This window comes from Pseudoalteromonas luteoviolacea (assembly GCF_001696455.1).
In the GTDB taxonomy this organism is placed as follows: Bacteria; Pseudomonadota; Gammaproteobacteria; order Enterobacterales; family Alteromonadaceae; genus Pseudoalteromonas; species Pseudoalteromonas luteoviolacea_C.
The window spans coordinates 48146-73987 of the sequence record NZ_MAUJ01000012.1; the positions used below are offsets into that span (position 1 = coordinate 48146).

Genomic DNA, 25842 nt, shown 5'->3' on the forward strand with positions numbered 1-25842 from the left:
AATACGTACTATTCCAATTCGACTGCATCTTCAACCGAGATATCTTGATTTTCGATTCGTGCAAGAAGGTCTTCGTAAAAGCCTTCATTGAACGAGTGCTGGTTATCGTTATTAAACTCATTGTTGTCATCAGCTGTAAGTACATCTTTTTCTTCAAATTTTTCACGAACGGAGAACCCCTTAATCTCAGCGCATACAGTACCTTGGTCATCAAATAGCTCGATATTAAACTTCGTAAACGCAGATTTGCTTTCTCCGCTCTGCTCTGGGGTTACCAGAACATACATTTGCGGTTTACAGCTGTTGTAATACCAGAAGCTATCGATGGCAAAAGGTAATGCCGGTGCTTTGCTATCAGTGTCATCGCCATTAAGCAGTGCTGCACATGTTTGCAGTGCACCATCCATCATGGCCGGATGTATTTGATATTGGTTGTGCCCATCTAATAGGTCCTCTGGCAGCTCCAAACTAGCAAATACTTCATTTCCTGCCATCTTGATAAATTTAACAGGCTGGTGTGCCGGACCATAGCACAGGCCACGGCTGGCAAAGTCTTGATAGAATTCTTGCGGTGCTTTGAAAACCTTATTTACACGACTCTGAATGGCGATTAAATCAACATTTAAGTCATCAGGTCTGTCAATCACACGGATCATACCCTCACAGTGAAGCTGACGCTGTCCGTCCTTATCACTGACAATTTCAAACTTGAAGACGGTCTCACCATGCGACTCTGATGCAGAAAGTTCAAGCGAGACCGCATTGGTTTCTCCGTAAATTACCGGGTTGAGCCACACAATATTTTCAAAGGCGAACCCACAGTCCTCACTATCAGATCTCAAGGCGTCAGCCAAGCCCGCTCTCGCCATCTCTAGATATGCCACGCCAGGCAGTAACTTCTTGCTCGGCGCAATACCTTGCTGCAACAGGTGGTCAGTCAAATAGAACTCATCACCAGAGAAACAGGTCTGATAGCGTTGCTGATAGAAATCAGAGGCGTTGGTATGCAATAACGGGTGCAGTACCTCGATTTGTCCACCACTTTGCTGCACGTCGACTTCTTGCTTGGTATTGGCAAGCCAATAACGCTCTTTCGCAAATGGATAAAGCGGCAACTGACAACGGGCATACTTTTTATTGCCATACAGTTCATTCCAATCGAAGACCAAGCCCTTCACCCACAATGCGAGTAACTTGTGTAGCTTGTTATTCGTTATCCACTGTTGGATAAGGGCTTTCGTATCCTCATCGGAATTCAAAACAGAGAGCGACTCTTTGTTTCTCGCAACCTGACCGAAGAACACGCCAGGCACACTGTTTTTACCTTGTACAAAGACCGTTAGCTTCTCGATTAACTGCTGTTTGGATACGACCATCAGCGCCAATCTCTCTTCCATCGCCGCACGACCCACTTGTAACGTATAGGCGATGTCAGCCAGACTTGGCGCGGTGTCGCTTTGCAATATTTGCAGTAGGTCACCGGCCTTTTGGCGGAGCTGTTCCTTGGTTCTCGCTGACAGCACAATCGTATTCATGGCACTGCTGTTCACCAGCTGCTGCTGTGCAACCTGTTTAGCCGCTGCGCCAGTATGCTCTGCCACCACCAAGTGCGCATTGGTGCCACTAAAGCCGAAGGAGCTCACCGCCGCATGTCTAGTGTGATGCTTAGGTGTTGACCATGCCTGTAGCTTGTCATTGACAAAGAACGGCGTCCCCTCTAGGTGAATATGGCTGTTTTGCTTTTCATAGTTGATAGTCGGTGGCAACTGTTGATGCTTGATAGCCATGGTCAATTTGATGACCCCAGCAACACCCGCGGCCGCCAAGGTGTGACCAATATTACTTTTCACCGAGCCCAATGCACACGACGCAGCTTGACCCGTCACACCACAGAATGTTTGTTTTAGGCCCTCTATCTCAACTGGGTCACCTAACTTAGTACCTGTGCCATGTGCCTCGATCAGTTGGATCTGTTCAGGATTAATGGCAAATCTGCGATAGATGTCCTGTTGCAAGCGCGTTTGCGACTCTGGGTTTGGCGCGGTAATACCGTTGGTTTTACCATCTTGGTTCACGCCCCACCCTTTAATGACGGCGTGGATAGTATCGTTGCTTTGCTCGGCATCAGACAAACGTTTGAGCATCACCACACCGACGCCTTCGCCAGGTACGAACCCATTCGCTCGGTCATCAAAGGTGTAACATTTACCATCGGTAGACAACATGCCCGACTGTGACGTCATGATATGCATTGACGGACCAGACATAACGCACACTCCGCCCGCTAGGGCAATGTCACTGCTGCCGTTATCTAAGCTGTCACATGCGTTGGCAATCGCCACCAAAGAAGAAGAACATGCGGTGTCAATCGAGACACACGGCCCTTGCAAGTCAAGGTGGTAAGCGATGCGTGCAGCCAGTATCGACGTTGCACCGCCAGTCAGCGCTTGGGCACTGTGCTTCGCATCACCGATAAACTGCAAGTAATCGCCCGGTCCACATCCAACAAAGACCCCACACTTGCTACCCGCTAACTCACTGGCATCGTAACCAGCATGCTCAATGGTATGCCAACAATTTTGCAAGAACAGACGTTGCTGTGGATCGATAACCTCGGCTTCACTGGGTGAAATATTGAAGAACAGTGGGTCGAACTTATCCGCATCAATCAGCTCACCCATCCACTTGCTATTGGCTTTGCCTTCCACTGGGTTGTCACTGTGTTGATAGAACTCAGCAACACGCCAGCGCTCGTTTGGTACTTCCGTAATACAATCACGGCTTTCGGCGATGTTATCCCAGAATTGCGCAATGTCATTGGCTTGCGGGAATTGTCCTGCCATACCGATGATTGCAACTGGTTCTAACAGCGATAAGTGTGCGCGTTCATCGCCTAGCAGCGCCGCTGGTTGACACTGTTTATGACGTCTGGCAATCAACACTTGTTCGCCGTCCGGTTGATTCACCACAAAGGCAATTTTCTTTGTTTCACCGCTTTGCGCCGTCGCGCTTTGCGATACAGCCGGTGAGGCTGCCTTTGGCGTTTCCACCGCACGGGGTGACTGCGCAACCGGGCTATTTTTGTTTATTTCACCCCAAATGAATGGAGCCAACTTACTAATAGATGGGAACTGATAGAAAGTCGTAACCAAAATATTGGTGCCATATTTTCTATTGATGGCACTGACCCATTCAACTGCAATGATGGAGTCCACACCGAAATCAGCGAACTCAACGTCATTGTCGAGACTGTCTTCCTCTAGGTATAAGGCATCCGCAAGGCTGGCCTTCAGATCACTTTGTAACGCCTCCATCGTCATCGTCGACGCCACAGACGGTGTCGCCGTGACGGGGGTGTTGGAGACCGGTGTCTCGGTATTCTTTGCTGCCACAGGCGCAGGCTCAGACGGTGCCACACTTGGCTCACTGGCCGTGCGAGTGGCTAGGTAAGTGGCCAACTGCGCGATAGTCGGATACTGGTAGAACGTGGTTACCAAAATATCGGTGCCATATTGTCTGTTCACCGCGGCGACCCACTCGACCGCAATAATAGAGTCAACCCCCAATTCAGTAAACTGCGTATCAGGGTCAATCTGTGCCTCATCAAGGTATAATGCATCAGCCAAGCTCGCAGTCAAATACTGCATCATGGTGGCTTTGTCATCATGCACTAACGTCGCAGCAGGCGTTGTAATAGGTTGACTCGTTTGTGCAACCGGTGTCGCTGCGCTCGTTTGCGCGGTCGTACTTGGCATTTGGCTCGCAATATAGTCCGCCAGTTTGCTGATCGTGGGATACTGATAGAACGTGGTGACGAGCACCTCGGTATTGAAGTGCCTATTCACCGCAGTGACCCATTCAACGGCAATGATGGAGTCAACGCCCAGTTCCGTAAACTGCGTATCCGAGTCGATTTGTGCTTCATCAAGATACAGCGCTTCCGCTAAGCTCGCCGTCAAGTACTGTATCATCGTGGTAATATCGCCCGCTTGTTGCACCGGTTGTGCAACCGCTGGCGCCTGTTCGATAACCGTGGCCGCACGCTCAGAAACCACAGCGGACTGTAGCGCGCTTGGTTGGGCGGCTTTATCCGCTGTCTGACGCGCAATATAATCCGCTAATTTATTGATAGACGGATACTGGTAGAACGTCGTGACCAACACCTCGGTCGCAAAGTGTTTATTCACCGCACTCACCCACTCAACCGCGATGATTGAGTCGACGCCCAGTTCCGTGAACTGAGTATCCGGATCTATCTGTGCATAGTCTAGGTAGAGCGCTTCGGCCAAACTCGCCGTCAGGTACTGTACCATGGTGGTTGTGTCTATTTGCCCTGGTATCTCCTCGGCTGGTTGCTCCGCAGGTTGCGCCACTGGCTGCTCAGCAACCGTTGGTGTCGACGGGATGACATTGACCTGAACTTTCGTATTGCCAACCAGTTCAGCCACATAGTCGGCCAATTTATTGATGGTCGGGTATTGATAGAAAGTGGTCACCAACACATTGGTATCAAAGTGCTTATTCACCGCACTCACCCACTCAACCGCGATGATTGAGTCGACGCCTAGCTCCGTAAACTGAGTATCCACATCAATTTGCGCTTCATCTAGATATAGCGCCTCGGCCAAACTCGCGATTAAATACTGTACCGTTGACTCTTTATCCGGCTGTGTCGTGATCTCGACAACTGGTTGTATTGGCGTTTGCTCAGTCACCACTTTCGGCTGCGCCGGCGCTGGCTCCGTGACCACCTCACCCAGTAGACCCGCGACATAATCCGCAAGCTGATTGAGCGTTGGATATTGATAGAACGTGGTCACTAAAATATCGGTGTGATAGCGCTTATTCACTGACGCCACCCACTCCACAGCAATGATAGAATCAACACCTAGCTCAGTGAACTGCGTATCAGGGTCGATTTGCGTCTCATCTAGATACAACGCTTGGGCTAGGCTAGCAGTCAGATACTGACCTAACTCGGTGCGATCCACTTGCTGCTGTGGTGCGCTCAGTTGCGGTGTCGTTTCTTGCGTAAAACTAACCGGCTGACTCACCGCCATATTGTTATTGTCTACCACCACTCGGCTGACATTGAAGTGTAACCCTGTGAGTTTAGCAAAGAGTGAACCGTCGTTTTGGAACAATAAAATGTCTACATAAACATACTTTTCCTCAAATATCTGCGCATGGACATACAGCTCACTTTGCGCAGACAGTTGCTCACCTGACACCACAAAGGATTCAATCATAGTCGGGGAGACAACATTTGCGTCTAGGCCAAGTAACCTTGCTGAAGCATTCATACTGTCAGACATTAAGCCCAGCACTGCTAACTTGGAAGGATAACGCTGATCGTCATCTGGTAAGACATCCAATTTTTCAAACAGCTGAAGGCCTGAGTTGTCACTCTTCACCGCCGAGCTAATCGACTCAAGGTTCAATTGGCTCTGAACCGCTTGCTCAATCACTCTGGCATAACCATGACATAGGGTGACTTCTTTGCCAGATTCCGCCACATAGAACACTTCAAATTCTAGCGTCTGTTGCTGTTGGTTAAATAGGGCAATCTGTAACTCTAGCTGATCGCTTGCTTGGTCCCCCATCGCGACCCAATGCACATCATATAATTCAATCCACTGCTCACGGTCGCCGCCATTGTAGGCATCTAAAACCGCCAATCTCGCCATCTCTGCGTAGATCTTAGGGAGATGTTTATCAATCGAGCTTGGTGTATTCATCCCCAACGCTTTTTGGATTTGCGCATCGTCTAGTTGCAGCTTAGTGCTGTACGCTTGCAAGCCCAATTTTGAGATATTTTGCTGCAGCAGCGGGTGAATATAATCTGCACGCTCTGTCAAGATGGTTTCCGCAATATGGTTCACCGCTGGCGCTTTAAACCAGAAGCGTTCTTTGCCAAATGGGTAAGTCGGTAAACTCACTCGTTGCGGCTGCTGCGCCTCATACATGCTTAACCAGTTCAGGCTCAGGCCCTTACTCCACATGTGTGCAATGGTCAAAAATTGCTCAGTGCGCAGCCATTGTTCAATCAGTGTCTGTTTAACTTGGGCATCTTGGCTAATAAGCTGAATACCCTCTTTGTGCGCGCCAACACGCTCACGGAATATCCCCTCAGCTTCTAAAGCGGCTTTTTGTTGTCCCAAATTACCATCACGGTCTTTGTCTGCCGCGACATAACGGTTTAACTGCGCCACCAAGCCCGAGATAGAGTCGGTATAAATACACAGTCGCTCGTTCATCTCTTCACGGCCAGTTTGTAGTGTATAAGCCAAACGCGTTAGCGAAGCGACATGATCTTTGCCGGATAAGTGCGCAGCGAGATCACTGGCGCGCTGTGTTAATTGTTCTGGCGTTTTCGCCGATAATGGGATCACTTTGGCAATCCCCGTCGCTCCCTCTGAGGGTTGACGTTTATCATTGTCTTTTGGTGGTTCAGCAACCACCATGTGTGCATTCGTCCCACTGAATCCAAATGAACTGACCACCCCTTGACGGCGCTGTCCATCATTCACTTCCCAAGGTTGTAAGCGATCATTAATGTAGAATGGGCTGCCTTTCAGTGAAACATGTTCATTGACCTGTTCAACGTGAAGGGTTGGCGGTAGCTGACGGTGTTTCAGTGCCAGTACAACCTTGATGACCCCGGCCACACCTGCCGCTGCCAGACAGTGGCCGATGTTACTTTTCACCGACCCCAGTGCACAGAAAGCTTCGCGATCCGTATAGGCTTTAAACGCGGTTTTCAGACCTTCAACCTCAATTGGGTCACCCAAAGGCGTGCCCGTACCATGCGCTTCAACTAGCTGGATCTCTTCAGGGTCTATGGCAAATTTGTCGTAAACACTGCGCTCCAGACGACTTTGTGACTGCGCGCTCGGTGCTGTGATACCGTTGGTTTTACCATCTTGATTCACCCCCCACCCCTGCAGTACAGCATGGATGTTGTCCCCATCTTGCTGGGCATCTCGCAAACGCTTGAGCATCACCACACCCACACCTTCACCTGGCACGAAACCGTTCGCACGTTGGTCGAAGGTAAAGCAACGACCATCAGGAGACAGCATACCAGCCTGTGCAGACTTAAGATGTAATTCTGGGCCCGACATGACATACACGCCGCCTGCCAGCGCCATATCACTGTCGGCATTGGTTAAGCTGTCACACGCCTGCGAGATGGCCACAAGTGAAGATGAACATGCGGTATCGATTGAGACACAGGGTCCCTGCAAATTCATAAAGTATGCGATCCGCGCCGCCAAAATCGAGGTTGCATCACCGGTAAAGCCTGGCGCACTGACTTGCAACTCTCTTGCTTGTAATTGGTAACCCGCACTCGCGCAGCCAACAAATACGCCGCAACGACTGCCAGACAGCTGTTGAGGTGCGTAACCTGCGTCCTCAATACTGTTCCAACAAGACTCTAAGAATAAGCGCTGTTGCGGATCCATACTCATCGCTTCTTTAGGCGATAAGTTAAAGAACAAGGGGTCAAAGGTGTCGTAATTGGTGAGTGCCCCCAACCATTTGCTATTGGTTTTGCCCTTCACCGGTGTGTCACTGGCCTGATAATAGTGCTCGCTTGACCAGCGCTCCTCCGGCACTTCTTTGATCATATCTTGTCCGCTGGCGAGGGCTTCCCAATATTGAGTGAGATTTTCCGCACCCGCAAACTGGCCTGACATACCAATGATTGCAATGGGTTGAATGATATTGCCCGTTGCCATCGGTTTCGCTGCCGAGCGCCAAGAACTTAATACTGGATACTGAGGACGATACTCTGCACTGCTGTCTGGACGTATTGCAGGCGTCTCAGTTTGCGGCGCCTGCTCAGGTGCCGCCGCAGATGGTGTCGCGGCTGCTGGTTCCTGAGGTGCAATGAACCCACTCACATAGTCACTGAATGCACGTAGGGTCGGATAACTGTAAACCTGCGTCGCTTCAATGTCTAAGCCATATTGGGCATTGATGGCCTTCACCCAAGTCACGCCGGTGATTGAGTCTAGGCCCAAGTCGACAAACTGTTCTTCTGCGTCCAGCTCTTCAACCGTCATATGCAACTCAGCGGCAAGCAGTGCAGCAAGTTGTGTTTCCACCGCTTCCGTCGATACCGATGCAGGTGTAGAGACAGGCGTTGCCGCGACCACAGGGGCAGATACAGCGGTTGACTCAACGTCTGTCGCTTGTGGTGATTGTTGCGCAATCACGTCGCTAACGTAGCCACTGAATTCATGCAATGTTGGGTAGCTATATACCTGAGTCGCTTCGATCTCTAAACCATACTTGGCATTAATCGCCTTCACCCAAGTGACACCGGTAATAGAATCTAGACCCAAATCGACAAACTGTTCGTGTTCGTCTAGTTCCTCTACCCCCATGTGTAGTTCACCCGCCAGCAATGCCGTCAAGGTGTGCGTAACAGCACTGCTTGAGACAGGTGCTATACGGGTCGCTGTGACCGGTGCGGATACCGCAGGCTCCACCGTTGCCGGCGCATGCTGAGCCACCACCTCACTGACGTAATCACTGAATGCCTGCAAGGTTGGGTAGTTGTATACCTGCGTCGCTTCAATCTCTAGGCCATATTTGGCATTGATGGCGCGTACCCAAGTGACGCCCGTGATGGAGTCAAGGCCCAAGTCGACAAACTGTTCTTGTGGATCCAACTCTTGTGGATCCATGTGTAGTTCCGTCGCCAACATCACGCTTAATTGTTGTATAACCTCGGCCACTGACGCCTGTGGACGAGCACCTGATTGCGTAACTGTCGCCTGCGGTGCTGCGCTTTGCGTCTCATTGGCATAGAGCGATTCGATCAGTGCCAGCGTGTCACTGCGTCCAACAAATGTGGCTTCATGCATCGCAAGCTCACTGGTGTAGGTCGCTGCTAAATCAGGCATCAGTTGCTGACGCCACTGTGCTTTCAATGCCATCAACTGCGAGCGGCTGGCTTGGCTCAGTGCCTGTGCCATTGTCATCGCCGTCGACATAACGTCTTGGCGCGGTACCACAGTGCATGCCAGTCCGCGCGCGCTCAACGCACTGCCCTCATAGCCGTGGCCACTGAACAGGCTATCTATGCCTAAGTCTTGGCCCAGTTTGCGTGGAAGCAGCAGTGTCGAACCCGCCCCTGGAGTAAATCCATAATTCATATAAGGACTGATATAGTGACTTTGAGCACTGAATACCGGCACATCCGCAAACATACCCAAAGCCCAACCTGCGCCTACCGAATGCCCTTGCATCGCCGCTATCACAGGTAAATCACAATTCAGCGGTAACTGGAATACCTTCTCATCGGTAAACTTCACTTCTCCGCGCTGAATTGCCAATAATGTTTCTTTGGTGCCCCCACTGGCAAAGTACTGGTTATAGCCTGTGAGTACCACCACTTTGTATTCGTTGTGCTCGGCAATATGCGCAAACACTTCATCCATCCCCGCGATAAAATCAGGGGAGAACATGTTTCTGACTTGACGATCTGCCATGGTGATTTGAACGACCCCATTTGGATACGCCGTGGCACTAATCACCTTCGAGTTCAAGACGATATCTTGACCAACTGTGATGTCAGTCTGACCAGTATCACGAGGCTGCTCGGTGGCCTGTAACGCCGTGCTCAGTGCCGTTTTTTGCTCACTGAGTTGCGTCCAAACATCTCCCTTCCAACGCGCCAATGCAGCGCGCCATTCAGGGCGAGCAATGTGCTGCCAAGTGGCCGTCAAGCGCGTCGCCTGCGCCATCACGTCGCCGTCATCACATAGATACCAATGTGGTACCCCTTTTGGCAGAGCGTCTCCGCTAAAGGTGTCAGCCCCCAATAACAATTGCTGACTGAGCGTCTCGCCGATACGCAGCGAGAGTAAGGGGAATGCAAGGTCTGACGTGCGCCATAAACCATTGTCACCGTATTGTGCCGTGCGGTTATACACGATGGCATCACAACTTTGCGCCAATAGCCAAGCGCGGCCCTGCGCGTCGCCCGTTAAGGCAGCCACCACTAAAATCGGGCAGCTCACAAGCTGTGCCATCAGCGCTTCTAGCGCACTATCATTCGCCGTCACTTCAGGTAGGAATGTGGTGTGGGCACTGCTGAGCACTAAGCTGCTGTAGCCTGCGTCCTGCGCCTCGTTAAGTACTTTTATTAGCGCTGCCACTTGTGATTGTTCAGGGGCAGCATGTAACTCAACCCACAGTGTTGTGTCTTGAGTACGCAGCGTCAGAGCGTCTGCATCACTGATTCTGTCTGGCTGAAGGCTCATCGCGACATTGCCCTGTGGCATCTCGGTTTCATCCGTTAATGCCGCAACCCAATCGCGACGCGCCGCCGTCAGATGTGCTTTTAATGTTTGTAGTGCATGGGTGGATTTGCCGGCCAAGTGACCTGCCCATTCACGCGCTGTACGCTCAACATCTGCAGCCGCCACCACTGGGCAACTCCAACCTTTACGACGCCACTGTTCACCACTGGCGTTATCGGTCATAAACAAGAGATCCGCCGCCTGAGCACGCCCTAAGCGCGCCTCCCATAATGCTTGCTCAGCCGCATTGGTGCCACGAGACGCCTCGGTAGACCACAGGCCATAGCGCGACGCTTCTGCACATACCATTTGGTCACATAGCGCCCCTAGACAAAGGCCCGCACCCAGTGCATCTCCTTGCATCATCGCAATCGTTGGCGCGGCAAAGTTGACGATACGCTGATAGAGCGATTTAACGCCAGGATATGCCCATGCCCCTTGTAAGAAGGTGTCGCTTTCACCGCTCACTAAGAGCGCATTGACATCGTCGCGCGCAGCAAGATAATCCAGCGCTTGGTTGAATTGTTCAATCAATGCATCGTCCAATTGGCCCTGTTGCATCGCTAGGCGATACACGCCCTGACCGAGCTGGTACAGTCGCACTAACATCGCACTTTGTGACGGTGCTTGGCTCTCTGGTGCATACACCGAGTGCACAGGCACCAAAGTGAAACTTGGGCGATGCAAAGATGCCGCATTGGTCAGGTTGGCCGCCTCAATCGGTTGTAACACCACGTCGCTCGGCTTGCTGCGCACGTCACTTGGCTGTGCATGCGATGTTGAGACCGTTGCAGTGACTGCCGCTGCAGCACTGCGCCACTGCACTTCAGTCATGGTCTCTAATTGCGCGGGTGCAGGTTCAGTCAGTGCTGGTGTAGACGCAGACGATGTCATCACACGCGACGGTTCTGGCTCTGCCAGTTTGGCCGTCACATTGCTTGTCGCCACAGGCATGGCAAAACGTAGCTCTTCCCATTGCTGATAACAACGCCCTTGGCTGTCGCAGAATGCCAAAGATAACGCAAGGTTTTGCGCATCCCCAGTGCGACTAACCCGCACCACCATGTTCTGGCTGCTGGCAAAGTGAACGTGCAATGCCGCTAACCCTTGCGGGTAAGCCTGCTGCCACGCTGATAATGGCAGACCATGATGTGCCAACCATTGTCCAATGACCGCAAAGCTGGTGCGTACCACCTCCGGATGAATAGCATAGATTTCTAAGCTGTTTTGTAAGCTTTCAGGGAAAGCCAGCTCAATAAGCAGTTCAGAGGCATCGTGGTCAACTGCCACGACCCCTTTTGGTAACTCAATCGGCAGCGGCGCGAGGCTGGATTTCAGCGTATTTAACGCCAGCGTTGGCAGCGGCTGAGATTGCACCTGGCCATGACCCTGACAGTGTATAATCTCTGCATCTTGGGTCTGGCTGTAAATTTCAAAGTCAACCTCACTGCCTTCGGCATGGAGGTTAAAGAGATCAATAGAGACCGATTGTCCGCCCTCCGCCACCGTAACCGGGGCACCCCATGCGAGCTGTGACAAGGTCACACTTTGCCCTTCTTGCTTCAATGCCAGTCCGCATTCCACGGCGGCTCTGGCCATTTCTAAACACACCTCAGCCGGTACGGTCCCCGCCGTACTAATAAACGGCTCAGTGCCTTTGAATTCGGTGCGATAACCATGGGCATGTAATGTCGAGGTATTCATCTGTAACAGCGGGTGAATGCCCGACTGCATGGCAACTGGCATTAATTGCGCATCGGGTTCCACCCAATATCTTTCACGTGCAAACTGGTAAACCGGTAGATGCATACGCTGCACTTTGGTGCCTAGATATAACTGATCCCACGAGACTTTTTGACCTTTGACCCACAGCTCAGCGAGGTTATCTAACGCTTTATTTTGTAGCCAAGTCGCGACATTCTGCGCCACATTTTGCGTTTCTCGCAGTGCTGATAAAGCCGCACGACTCGCCTTAACTTGCGCATAGTACACGCCATCAGGCAAGGGGGTTTCAACTTGCCACTGACTGAACGCACGCAATTGCGCTTGCAGCTGCGCGACCGAGTCAACCACCATGGCCATTCTCTCGTCCATTGCTTCACGGCCCAACTGTAAGGTATAGGCCAGTGACTGCAATGACACGTCATCTGACGAGTCTAAGTGCGTCAGTAATGTGCTTACACGCGCTTGTAATTGTTCATATGTGCGCGCTGACAGTGGCACAAGTACAGGGTCAGAAGACGCTTGTTGCTGCGCCTTAGCGACATATTCTTCGATAATTAAATGGGCATTTGAGCCCCCTGCGCCAAATGATGATAGGCCCGCTAAGCGAGGGATACTGCGACCATCAATGATCGGGGCTTCCCAAGGCACGAGCTGTTGATTGACCACAAATGGCGTTTGCTCAAAATCAATATTTTGATTGAGTTGTTGTGAATGCAGTGAAGGTGCGATCTGACGGTGGCGCATTTGTAGCAACACCTTAGACAGACCCGCAATCCCCGCAGCGGACTCACCATGACCAATATTCGACTTGGAAGAGCCAATTAAGCAGTAGCCAGACTCTCTTTGTTGTGGCGCTCGGTCACGATAAAATGCTTTGCTCAAACCCGCGATTTCAATTGGGTCGCCCAGCTTAGTGCCAGTGCCATGCGCTTCTAAATAACTGATGTGACGCGGGTCCACTTGCGCATCTGCAAGCGCTTGTTCAATCGCGCAAGTTTGCGCATTCGGGTTAGGGACCGAGTAACCGCGGGTATGACCCCCGTGATTCAATGCACTGCCACGGATCACCCCGTGAATGGCATCGCCATCAGCCTCCGCTTTAGATAAGAGTTTTAGTAGTACAACTCCCACGCCCTCAGCTGGAATATAGCCATCGCCGCCTTCTCCAAAGCTCTGGCAGTGGCCATCACTGGAGATAAACTGACCGGCACTGAGCATCAGATATTTGTTTGGATGAATGGTGACATTCACCCCCCCAGCCAGTGCCATGTCGGTACGACCTAACTTCAAGTCTTGACATGCTAAGTGAATAGCCGTCAGTGACGAAGAACACATGGTATCAACCGTCATGCTTGGCCCATGCACATTCATAACATAAGACACGCGGTTCGCCACACTCGCAGGCGAGCTGGCGAAGCCCATGCGCTGGCCACCCATGCTGGCCTCTGCACCAATCAACTGGTATTCGCTGTACATCACCCCAGCGTAAACACCCACTTGACCACTTTGCTGTTTTTCACGCGGCACTTGCAGGCTATCGCGCGTGTATCCCGCATCTTCCATTGCCAACCATGCATGTTGGAGGAACAAGCGTTCTTGTGGGTCTATGGTCAGTGCTTCTTTTGGTGAGATATTGAAAAAGCGTGGGTCGAACTCATCGACTCCGGCAATAAAGCCCCCCCATTTACTGAAGTGATGGCCAGATACCGTGCGATCTTCACTGTAGTACTCGCGCCAGTCCCAACGAGACTCAGGCACTTCGCTAATACAATCACGCCCAGCGGCCAGATTGTTCCAGTACTCAGCCAGATCCTCAGATTCAGGGTAACGGCCACTGATACCGATAATAGCAATCGGCTCTTTCGCCAACGCGTGTGCGTTATCAGCACGTGACTTCGCGCCATTACGGCGTAAACGCGCCCGCGCAAGTGGCGAGGTCGATGACGGTTTGCTCGTCACCTCAGTACTTGCTGTGTGGGTACTTGACGTAGCGACATGACTTGTGTCTTCACCAAGCAGGGTCGCTAGCGTCTCTGGATGCGCCTCTACAAAATATTCACTCAGTTGTGCAATGGTTTGATATTCAAAGAACAGTGTTTTAGATAAAGTGCCAAAGTCTTTCTCAAGTGCACGCGTCAGTGTCATCGACAGGATTGAATCAATGCCATAGCGCTCAAACCCGGCGCTGGCTTCAACGTCCTCTTCAGGCAGCTTCAACAAGCGTGCAAATAGGTCACAAAAATACTGTTCAGTGCGGCTGGCGAGATCGCCACTTTGGCTGTTGTTGGCCGCACTATTGACGGCTTTAGGAGCTTGCAGTGGTGATAGCCCCGGCGTGTGAGCCAGCGCTTCAGGTAATTTATTGCGATCGCCACACAGCGCGATAACTTGCTCAGCGTCCACTTCCATACACTGGCTAAATAGCGCAATCCCCTCCTCATCGGAGAGCATCGCCAGGCCATATTTCTCAATAAAGACCGACAGCTGCTCCTCGGTCATGCCCATGCCACCCGAGGCCCATAGCGGCCAGTTGATGGCGACGGTTTTGCCCTGACAAGCGCCAGCAGTAACCTGCGCGTTACGCATGGAGGCGAAGCCATCTAAGAATCCGTTTGCCGCAGCGTAATCGGCCTGACCCGCGTTACCCGCCCAAGAGACTAACGAGGAGAATAACACCATAAAGTCTAACGGTTGTTGGTCACTCGCGGCTGAAAGATTGAGGGTGCCCTGTACTTTCGGAGCCAAGACCTCTGCCAATCCCGCTGGCGTTTTATTAATCAAGAAACCATCGGACACCATACCTGCCAAGTGGAAAATACCGTTCAGTGGTTTAGCAACGTGTGCGATGCGGTCAAATAATGTGTTTACCGCGGCGATGTCAGTGAGATCAACTTGCTCGTAGTGCACCCGCTCGGATGGGCAAGGGATGGTCGCCAATTTATCTTTTAGCGCTGGGTTAAGCGGTTTTCTGCCAGTTATCACCAGCTGCACATCGTTCACCTGTGATGCAATCCATCTAGCAAAAACGAGGCCCAAGCCACCACTGCCACCGGTGATTAGATAACAGCCGCCTTCTTTGATTAATGAAGGCTGGAGCGTCTCTTTTTCGGCCACTTCTGTCCATTGACGAATTTGGCGCTGAGTATCTTGGTAACGCACTAACGAAACAAACTCGCGATTATTTAACTCTTGTGTCAGGCTGCGGCTCAATTGTTCGCTTGGCGTCTGTTTATCGACAAACACCACTTGCGCGTTCAAGCGCGCATTTTCTCTCATCGCACTTTGCAGTAGACCGGCAATACCTGCGCGCCAGCTCGCGTCTTCATCGTTATTAAGCACCACTTGGAACACGGTGCCTGTGCTGGTAGATGATGGCCAAATAGACTGCAAGGTAGTTAAGCACTGCTCAGCGAGTTTCGTGTACACCTCGGCCTTATTTGCGCTGCTTAAGTCTAAGTGCTGGATCTGCGCCTGCGGCAATAAAGCGCGCAGCGCTTGTGCCTCAGCCACATCTCCACACAGTAAAATGTGCTGCTGTAAATCCAATGCTTGCTCGCGTACTGTCACAGCTTGCGACACCCACACAGGCTCAGCTAATAAGTTCTTTTTATTTTTAATCGCGTTGGCAGGACGCGCTTCTCTGATATTTAGCCCTTTAATCTGAATTGCCAGTTTTCCAGATTCATCAAATACGTCGATGTCCATTATCGCCATGCCAGCAGCATTGTCGGCTCCGTCAGCACGACGTACTTGTGCGTACATTTTCTCTGCACACGGCGCTAAGATAGCCAGTGAATCGACGGCGATAGGTAAAAACGGATATTGGCCGTCATCGCGTAAATCATTCACCAAGCCATTACAGGCTTGCAAAATTCCATCCAGTAGACTCGGATGCAAGAAATACGCATCTTGCTGCAGTTCAGATATATCAGGCACTGCAACTTCAGCGAACACACTCTGCTCATTTCTCCATAAGTGATTTATCGCACGATGGCTTGGCCCATAGTCCAACCCAAGTGCTGACATGCCCTGATAGATCTGTGCTTGGTTTAGTTCATACCCATTGGCACTGTCTTTCAGCTCTGCAATAGAGATTGTTTGTGCATCCACAGGCTCCGCGCTCAACAGCAGACCCTGGCAGTGCAGCACCTCTTCCTCACCCTCTAACGAGGAAATGGAGAAGGTAAACTCGTCATCTTCATTGTACTCAAATGACACGATTGCCGTTTTCTTTTCAGACACAAGCAGAGGTCTTAGCCAAGCGACTTCTGAAAACTCCAGCATCTCCTCAGGCTCGCCACCGTTTGCCAAGACATACGCCTCAAAGACCATTTCTAGGTACGCAACACCAGGTAACACCTTGACACTTTCTGTCCCGCCTTTGCCTAACTTAACTTTGTGGTCTCGGGTAAAGAACTCATTCCCATTGAGGTCCACTGAGTAGGCTTGACGAGAAAAGTCTGAGACATTTTTATGGATCATAGGCAGCAGTACTTGCTGCTCCAGCGTGCCACCCCAACGTTTTTGGGTCGCCCCTTCAAACCAATAGCGGCGTTTGTTAAATGGGTGGCCAGGTAGCATCACACGCTGTGGTGACATACCGGCATACATAGGTTGCCATGCGACTTTTACGCCTTTGACCCACAGTTCAGCCAATTTACTGAGACGACGAGACGCCAACCAACTGTCTATCGTGCCTTGGAACTCGGCATCTTCATTAAACATTTGCCCAAAGTCTTGGTGCTTTGAAGCCTGCGCGACAAACACATCATCGCCAGCCTGTTGCTGGGCGACATACTGCGTGAGACGCTGACATAATTGTTGGTATGAATTGGCGATAATGGCCAATCTAAAGTCCATCTCCTCGCGACCAAGCTGTAATGTATACGCCACGGAAGCCAATTGCTGTGCCGCTTCTAGCGTGTTATCCGCTATCGTTTGTGCCTCAGTGCTCAGTGCGGCATGAAGGTCATTGGCTTTTTGTACTAACTGCTGCTGCGTTTGCGCAGACAGTAAAAATAGGTTTGGCTGTTCAGCCATCACCCCAGTTGTTCGGTTGCCCGACGGAATATATTCCTCCAGTACAACGTGTGCATTGGTGCCGCCCGCGCCAAAACTGCTGACCCCAGCTCTGCGAGGGTAGGTGACGCCATCCAGTGTGACAGGCTCCCAAGATTGATTTTCTGTCACGAGGTAGAACGGGCTGTGCTCTAGATTAATTTGTTTGTTGACCTGACCGTCAAATAAGGTGGCTGGCAGAGTTTGATGTTTCATTGACATCAAGACTTTGATCAAGCCCGCCACACCCGCAGCCGTTTCTAAATGACCAATGTTGGACTTAATCGAACCGAGACCACATTTTCCGGCACGTACATTTTTATCAATGTCTTTATAACGGTTTTCGAATGCTTTGCTCAGCCCTTGGAACTCAATTGGATCGCCCAGCGCAGTGCCTGTGCCATGACATTCAATGTAACCGATGGTGCGCGGGTCAAAGTCGGCTTCAGACATGGCATCATATATCAATTCGGCCTGTAGCGTTTGGTTCGGGGCAGTCAATGAGACGGCCTTACCACCATGGTTTTCTGCAGAGCCGCGTATGACTCCCATGATCGTGTCGCCATCGGCCTCTGCACGGGATAATTTTTTCAGTAATACGGCAGCGACCCCTTCACCACGTACATAACCATTGGCTTGATCTGAGAAAGGTTTACAGCGTCCATCTTCCGCTAGCATGCCCGACTTTGCATATAACAGGTGCATTTTCGGACTGAGCATCAAGTTTGCGCCACCGGCGATGACCATGTCACAGTTGTCTTGTCTTAACGATTGGATACCGCGATGCACCGCAACTAGTGATGAAGAACAAGCAGTGTCAATGACTTCACTTGGACCTGTGAAACCAAATAGATAAGACACGCGGTTAGCACCAAACAAGTTCATCAGACCACTCATCTGGAGGCTGTTGAGTTCAATTAAACTCTGTTGGATCAGCTCTGCGTAGTCGGTTAAGTTAATGCCTAAAATAACCCCGACTTTTTTGTTAGACATACCAAACGGGTTGTAACCTGCACGCTCTATCAGTTCCCAGCAGCATTGCAAGAACAGGCGTTGTTGCGGGTCGATCCACTCTGCTTCCGTTGGGCTAATTTTAAAGAACAGCGGGTCGAATAAATCGACATCATTCACAAACCCTCCCCATTTGGTTCGGGACTCGCCGATATCGTCATGCTCAGCAGCATGTTGATGCCAGTTCCAGCGCGTCTCGGGGATCTCAGTAATACTCAGCTGGTTGTCAATGAGGTTTTGCCACAATGCTTCTGCCGAGTCAGCCTGTGGAAAGTAGCCCGCGGCGCTGATCACTGCCACCGCTTCGGTCGCCTCACTAGATGCCTTCTCCTCGCCATCAGTGGTCTGCGCTTGAGTAGATTGCATCAGCATATTCATTTGCTTACTGCTGAGCATGGGGACATTTGTCGCTGCTGACTCCGAGTTCGGTGTCGCGACAGCGTGTGATGCTTGTGCCTCAGCAGCAGAGGCGTGTGGCGTCTGACTGGCAATGGTCGCGGCGATACGCTCAGCCAGCTTTGCCAAAGTGGCACACTCAAACAACACAACCGTTTCTAGTTTGACATCAAAGCGTTGATTTATCTTATTAATGAATTCAGTCATCAACATGGAGTCGAGCGGGTATTCACCCAGCGCTCTCTCTGTGTCAATGTCGCCTTTTTCGAGTCCCGTAGTGCTGGCAAACACCTCGACCACTTTAGGTTTTACTTTGTTGATCTGTTCACTGGACACCTCTGGCAGTGCCTCTTTTTCTGGGTAGTGAACGATATAGTCTTGCAAACTTGCGTGAGCAGTCAGCTCAGCATACTTGTCAAAACTGGCCGGGAAAGTACTGATATTCAGATTGTCTTTATTTTTATACCACGAAGAACATTCCGCAGACTCCGCCACTTCCTGACTTTTGGTCTGAATAAAATCGGTGAAGCGCGTCACGGCCTCAGGCTTCACTTCTAAGCGATTAAAACCTTGCTGTTCTTGTTCAGCCAGGATTTGCATAATGTAATTGACCTGACACTCAACATAGAAGGTCACAGACGTTGAATTGGTATTGGTATTCGGGCCGTATAGGAAGAATAGGTTGGGATAACTTGCTGCGGCCATCCCCAAATAGGCTTGAGGGTACTCAGCCCACGCGTCTGCAAGGAGACGATTGTTCGCACCAATGATGTCGTATTTTGGCACCAGGTTATTCAAATCAAACCCCGTCGCCATGATCATCATATCAAGGGGACGCTGCTCGCCATCGCAGATCACACCCGTTTCATCAAATCGTTCTATGCCTTGGGTGACTAACTCCACATTCTCTTCGCGAATGGCATTGTGGTAAGTGTTAGAGGCGAGGGGTCTCGAGCACCCAGTTGGGTAGTCTGGACGCAAATCGCGTGCTTCCAACCATTTGTAGAAACCATCGTATTCGTCCCAATCAGCGATATTAGATTGGGCATAGAATTGTTTGACATCTGAGTCAGGGTTAAAAGGGTCTAAACTTGGGAACTGGTTCAAATGTGCATGATATTTATCTTGAGAGGCCGAGAATTGCTCTCTCATGTTGAGCCAGAAGGTTTCATCACGTTTCATTTTCGCAATCGTTAATGGCGAATATTTAACGCGTGGAAAAATATATTTGGCACTGCGGGCAAAGACGTGCACTTTTTTAGCGATGGGTTGCAGCGCTTCTACAATCTGCAACGTGGTTGCGCCATTCCCCACAATACCCACAACTTTATCTTTCACATCAAGGTCATTTTGCCACTCAGCTGAGTGTACAATGGGGCTTTTAAAGGCGTCCATCCCAGCAAACTGTGGCGTATGCGGTATATTCAGCTGCCCTGTGGCACTGACAAAAAATTGCCCGCGATAGCGAGAGCCGTCTGTCAGTGACACGTCCCAGTGTGCATTGTCTTCATCGAACTGGGCAGTGTTTACCGTGGCATTGAAACGAATGTGCTTGGCAATGTCATATTTTTCTACACAGTGTTCAAAATACGCTAGGATCTCAGGTTGTTTCGGCCACTCATGCTCACCATTAAAGCGTTCAAATGAATAGCAATACGCAAACATGGGAATGTCGCATCCTGCACCGGGATAGCGGTTTTCAAACCAAGTGCCACCAACACCAGCGTTCTTTTCTAAAATAACAAAGTCGATGCCCTTTTTCTTAAGTGCAATCGCCATGCAGATCCCTGAAAGGCCTGCACCTACAATGATGACTTTATTTGTATATTCCATTAAATTTTCTCCCTTAAAAACTGTTCAATGACCTGCAAACTATTATTATTTTCTGGCTCAATTGGGATCATGTGTCCCAACTTGGGAAGGATGTGTGGTTTCACACCGTAATAATTACCAATGAATCTGTTCACTTCTGGCTGGAAAAGCATGTCGTCTTCCCCACCAATGACACACAGAGGGACATTTATCTTCACTGGAAACTTGAATAAATCTTGGAAAAAGACCTCATATTGCAAGAGTGAAAAATTTGATAAAATCTTTTCTAAATATTCTGTTACCTGCTCAGACGGCAAGCGCTCTAAACTATGCGGCGCAAACAGCAGCCGCTCGTTCTTTTTGCTAGAGAAAAAGTCACAGAGCACTTGTTGATGTGATTTAGCCAATCTTTGGCACATGCGCAGCGAAAAAATTAACCCGCTCACTGGGGGCACTGAAGAAAGTAACACCACGCCTTTTAAGTTGTCGGAGACATCTTTTTGCGAGGCAATATGCTGACATATCGCCCCGCCTAAACTCATGCCAACGAGTACAAAATCACCTTTAATTGACTGGCATTCCTGTTTGACGTGTTCAACGCAATAATCAACGGACACCTGCTGTCTGGCTAAATTGGATGACTCAGGCGTATGCTCAGGCAGTTCAACCACCTTCACCTCATAGCCTAATGATTGAAAATAAGGGACATAACTCTCTTCGAAAATCCATGCTCCGAGACCTAATCCATGTACTAGTACGATTGTTTTATCTTTTTTATTATTCATAATTAATTATCAGCGAGTTATTGAACACACAATTTCTTTTGTATCTGAAAGTAACGCAATCTGATCGTCAAAGAAGTGCCAGTAACTGAGGGGCTGTTCTCCATATCCCTCAAACATAAACATCCTTTTAATATTCACTTGCGCCGATGTATCGCAAAGCAGCGTCGGTAACAGCATGTCGAACACCGTCGAGCCATTATCTCCCCCGCCTTGCACGTTGACCTTGTGTAGGTCTAGTAAGGTACGATGCCCGTCGCGCTCGTGATGAGCTTGTGCCATTGCGGTTTCTACTAAGACCGCCTGGGCTATGGGCTGGGTATTGCTTTGATTATCTTGCCAAATGCTCACCGCTATCTGGTTGTCGTGGTACGTACATTCGGTATGCATGGTCAACGACTGCAGAGGGTTCACACAGAGCGGAGAAAACTGTAAATCTTTGATCTGCACGTTGCTGGTTGCAGACAGATGCGATTGTGCCGCAGCGAGTAACATGTCAAAGATGAGATTTAAAGACAGACAGGAAAACGCTGCCTGTTTGAAAATATATTCTTGCGGCAAACAGTCCCACTGTTTTGTAGAGTGACTGACATCGCCCTCAATGCGCTTCACGCCCAATAATGGATGGCTTGATTGACGCTCAATCCAATAAGGCGTGCGCTTAAATGGGTATGTTGGTAATGAAAGCGTTTTTAATGGCTCACGGTATAATCCGTCAACATTGTTAACCACCCCCTGACTCCAGTCCTGTGCCAATAAGGCAGGATCTGAGCGTTGCGCAGATGACAATTCGTCGCGACCGCCCGTTTGCGTCACGCATCCTCGGTACCAAGGACCGCGTGCCTGATCTGCGCCTGTTAACCAGCGTTGTAGTTTGTGCTTTAAATCCGTAAAGTCGTCGGCCACAATCGCCAGTCGCTCACGCATGTGCGTTTTGCCACACTGCATGGTGTAGATGAAATTCGCATAGGGGTGATGCACCGACTCTTCTTCTATCCATTGGACCAGCTGTTTGGCATAGTCCTGCAACTGCGACGGCTGCATGGCTGACAGTAAAAACAGCCCATTGGCATCGTTGACCGGTTGCGCCATAGGACCTTGCCACTCTCCCACAACAACATGCGCATTGGCACCACCGGAGCCAAAGCTGCTCACCGCAGCCACCTTTTGCGCATCGCCACGGGTGGGCCATGCCTGTGCTTCTTGTACCACTTCGAGCTTGCCTTTTTGCAAGTCTATTTTTTCATTTAGGGTATTAAAATTAATCGATGCGGGGATATAACCATGCTTGATACATAACGCTGCTTTGATCAAACCGGTAATGCCGGCTGCTGACTCCAAATGTCCAAGGTTACTTTTCACCGAGCCAATCAAGGTGACCTGGTTTTTTTCACCCGTCACACTGCGTTTTTCAAGTGCGGCTTGGATCCCCTGTATTTCAATCGGATCCCCCAGTGAAGTGCCCGTACCATGGGCCTCAATATAGCCCACATCATCGGCCTGAACCCCCGCCCTTTGCCACGCAGTGGCAATGAGCTCCCCCTGTTTGGTGGGGCTCGGTACCGTTAGTCCGCCGGACAAACCACCGTGGTTGACGGCACTGCCTTTGATCACGGCTTTGATGTCATAGTTATGTTGCTGTGCCAATGCCAGTGGCATAAGTAGCACTACCGCCGCTCCTTCCGAGCGTACATAACCATCCGCAGATTGATCGAAGACTTTACACTTGCCCTCTTTTGAGAGCATGCCCGCCTTGTGATAAGACTCGGACAATTCAGGGAAGCAGATCAAGTTCGCGCCCCCGACCAGCGCCATACTGCATTCCGATTGCTTAATTGCCTGACAAGCCTGATGTACCGCAACCAACGAAGCGGAGCATGCGGTATCGATCAACATGCTGGGGCCTGAAATATCTAAAAAGTAAGACAGACGGTTAGCGGTCACCGCCAAGGCACCGCCCGATGCGGTATGTGCAGCCACATCAGTACCTAATGTTCTAGACAAGTTGCTGTAGTCGCCATTGCTTGCGCCAACAAACACACCGGTATCCGTACCAGCTAACTTACTCGGCTGGATCCCCGCATCTTCCAAGCATTTCCATGCTAATTGCAGCAACATACGCTGTTGCGGGTCCATGCGCTTAGCTTCTGTGGGCATAATACGAAAGAATTCGGCGTCAAACTCCTCCGCACCCTCAACAAAGCCACCCAAAGACAGCTCCGGAACACTGTCAGGCCACTCACCGCGGCGCAATGGAAATCGTCCAATCTGGGATTGTCGCGCTAACAAAGCATGCCAAAGTTGCTGAGGAGACTCGATACCGCCGGGTAATTTGCACGCCATGCCTACGATGGCAATGTCATCCTCTGTCGCGACCTCTTGCTGTACTGGTTGTTCGCTGGGTGATGAGGGTGACGCCCCTGCTTGATCAAGCACATACCCTTGCTCTGTAAGATAACCCATCACTTTTTCGCACGTGCTGTACTGAAAGAAGAATCCGGGTTGGAATTGAGTTTCAAAGCTCGCTTCCAGTTGGCGTTGTAACTGTAATAACTCTGCCGAGTCCAGCCCCATTTCCATGACCGGTCTTGCAAACATAAATTCATCGGGGTCTAGTAGCAATTCCTGCACGAAACCGCTGAGTAGTTCACACCCCGCTTGATATGACATGCTTGGGATGGTGCCAGATGCACTGTCTTGACTGTGCACCACGGCGGATTGAAGCCGCTGGCGCGTATGAATGTTGTAACTTACTAAGACCCCTTTGTGATCGTTTTCTGCGTCCTCGGGTCGATAATTGTCTACCGCCCCAACCACCTCAGCACCGTGGTCACGATGGAACGCAAGCACCGGATCCTGTTCATGGTCGCGCTGAGTTATGTACTGTTCAAAAGGGATATCACCCGCATACTTTTTGCAGAGTGTCACACCCACGAGGCGCTTCACTCCGTTCATGACACTGCCAACTTGTAGGATAAACTCCAGTAATTGGTCGCCATAACCATAACTTTGCCACTGTGGGTCAACATTGATGGCCAGTAGCTGAACCACCTCGCCGCTTGGGTCGTGTAATTCATGCACATTGTGCGCCTGACAGCGATAAATTTGCTGAACCTCTTTGATCCGCTGGCTATAGACGACACCGAGCACTTTGCCTGCTTTTTCCAGTACGAATTGCCCTCTAGGATTGTCGACCACGCGTCTCAGCAACTGTGCTCTGGAGATCTGAGAGTGCTTCCAGCACAGCTCCTCAAGCTCAACTAGACGGTCAATATCCGTTGCAACTGGGTGCCTTATGATGTAATCACGCTTTTTCAAGCAGTAAACCGTCCCTGTACACAGCACTCCCCCTTCGGGCAGCATGGTGACGGGCGCATTGGAAAACAATCCAGCATTGCCCGCCAAAACCAATTGCGATTCGGCGCTAATTTGCAGTGATGAAGTAAGATAAGCCATGGCTTCATGCCAAAGGTGCTTAGTGCCACACGGCGTGGTTGTAACGGCTTCCCAATCAAGGTTATGGCGTGACACCATCAGTAATGAGTCATCCGCAGTTAGGACGTTAGCCCAGGTGTCAAAGCGGTTTTTCCACGTAGATAATAAGTTTTTATACTCAAACGGTGTGCCCGCTAGGTCAAAATAACGCGTGTTGTTTTCTGTCGCATGCAGCTTAAGGTCTTCGCTGTCGCAGTCATCTCGCGTGGGGACAACCCCGTTGCTACACGCATCGATAATTATTGTTTTTGGTTTATCTTCGCATGCGGGTAGCACCGGGTAATTGTTCTGCGTCATTACCTGCTGTAGCTTTTTATGCATTGCCTCTGCGGTGTCATCACTTTGATTGATATGTGCTTCAACGGCGCAGGTAAGGTTGATCGTATTTGTCGGCTTCGCTTGCGCTTGCAACGCCGACAGCTCAGTCAGCAACGTACTTGCGAGCGCGGGATCGGTCTGCGACTCAAAGACAATGACCGAGTCACCTTGAGCGCTAAGATCAGCGTGGTAAAAATGTGCTAAAAATGCGTTGAATTTATCTGAAAAGTCGGTCTGGGAGCCTAAAGTTTGGCGTTTTGCACTGTCTAAAAATGCACGCTCTTCCCCCGCAACCCAGCTCGGCAATTGCGCCAATAGCGCTTTGAGTTGCGTGGCCTGTTCAATGGCGGGGTGCTGCAAGTAATCCTGTCCGAGTGCCGATAAAGCCGCCTCATCATCTCCAATCAGCGCATGTTCAGCCAGTAAATTCAGGATACGTGTTCGCGCGGCCGCGCTGCAACTTTGTAAGACTGAGAAAAACGTCTCTGCCGTGGCTTCACGTATCATCGTCAGTGCCAGTACCAGTACCGCACCGGTAACAACGGATTTTAGCTCACCTTCCAACTCGTCAAGGTCCGCAATCCCTTGACTCAATTTAAGCAATTCTATTTTATCTAGCGGAGTTTCACTGTCCCTCTGACGGTAAAGTTCAGACAAGTTCATTGTTGATATGGGCGCGGTCGCCGCAATCCGAGTCGCATTTTCACGATTTAGTAAGCCCAGCACATCGAGCAGTCCCAGCAGCTGTTGCCACTGCGCTGCATTCGATACCGGATATTGATCCGTCACATCAGAGATTTCTACTGATTTTTTATTATTAAGTTCTTGAAACCATTCTTGCTTCGCACAAAGTTCCAACATGGGTACAGCCATGAACCCTCGGTACCAAAACGCATTTAAAGCCTGCATAGTCAATCCTTTATTTTCCC

3 protein-coding genes are annotated in these 25842 nt (G+C 50.4%); all 3 read right to left on the minus strand.

All coding sequences use genetic code 11. The features are described from left to right. Positions 1–8 precede the first annotated feature (8 nt). From A7985_RS26295 to A7985_RS22740, 3 genes are read right to left on the minus strand one after another with little or no spacing between them, the layout of a single operon-like run. On the minus strand, positions 9–20339 hold the full coding sequence (locus A7985_RS26295; protein ID WP_065792712.1) for an SDR family NAD(P)-dependent oxidoreductase: 20331 nt from the start codon (positions 20337–20339) through the stop codon (positions 9–11). Then, on the minus strand, positions 20339–21103 hold the full coding sequence (locus A7985_RS22735; protein ID WP_065792713.1) for an alpha/beta fold hydrolase: 765 nt from the start codon (positions 21101–21103) through the stop codon (positions 20339–20341). Before A7985_RS22735 ends, A7985_RS26295 begins: the two co-directional genes overlap by 1 nt. Positions 21104–21112: 9 nt before the next feature. After that, on the minus strand, positions 21113–25822 hold the full coding sequence (locus A7985_RS22740; RefSeq protein ID WP_065792714.1) for a beta-ketoacyl synthase N-terminal-like domain-containing protein: 4710 nt from the start codon (positions 25820–25822) through the stop codon (positions 21113–21115). Between the last annotated feature and the right edge of the window lie 20 nt (positions 25823–25842).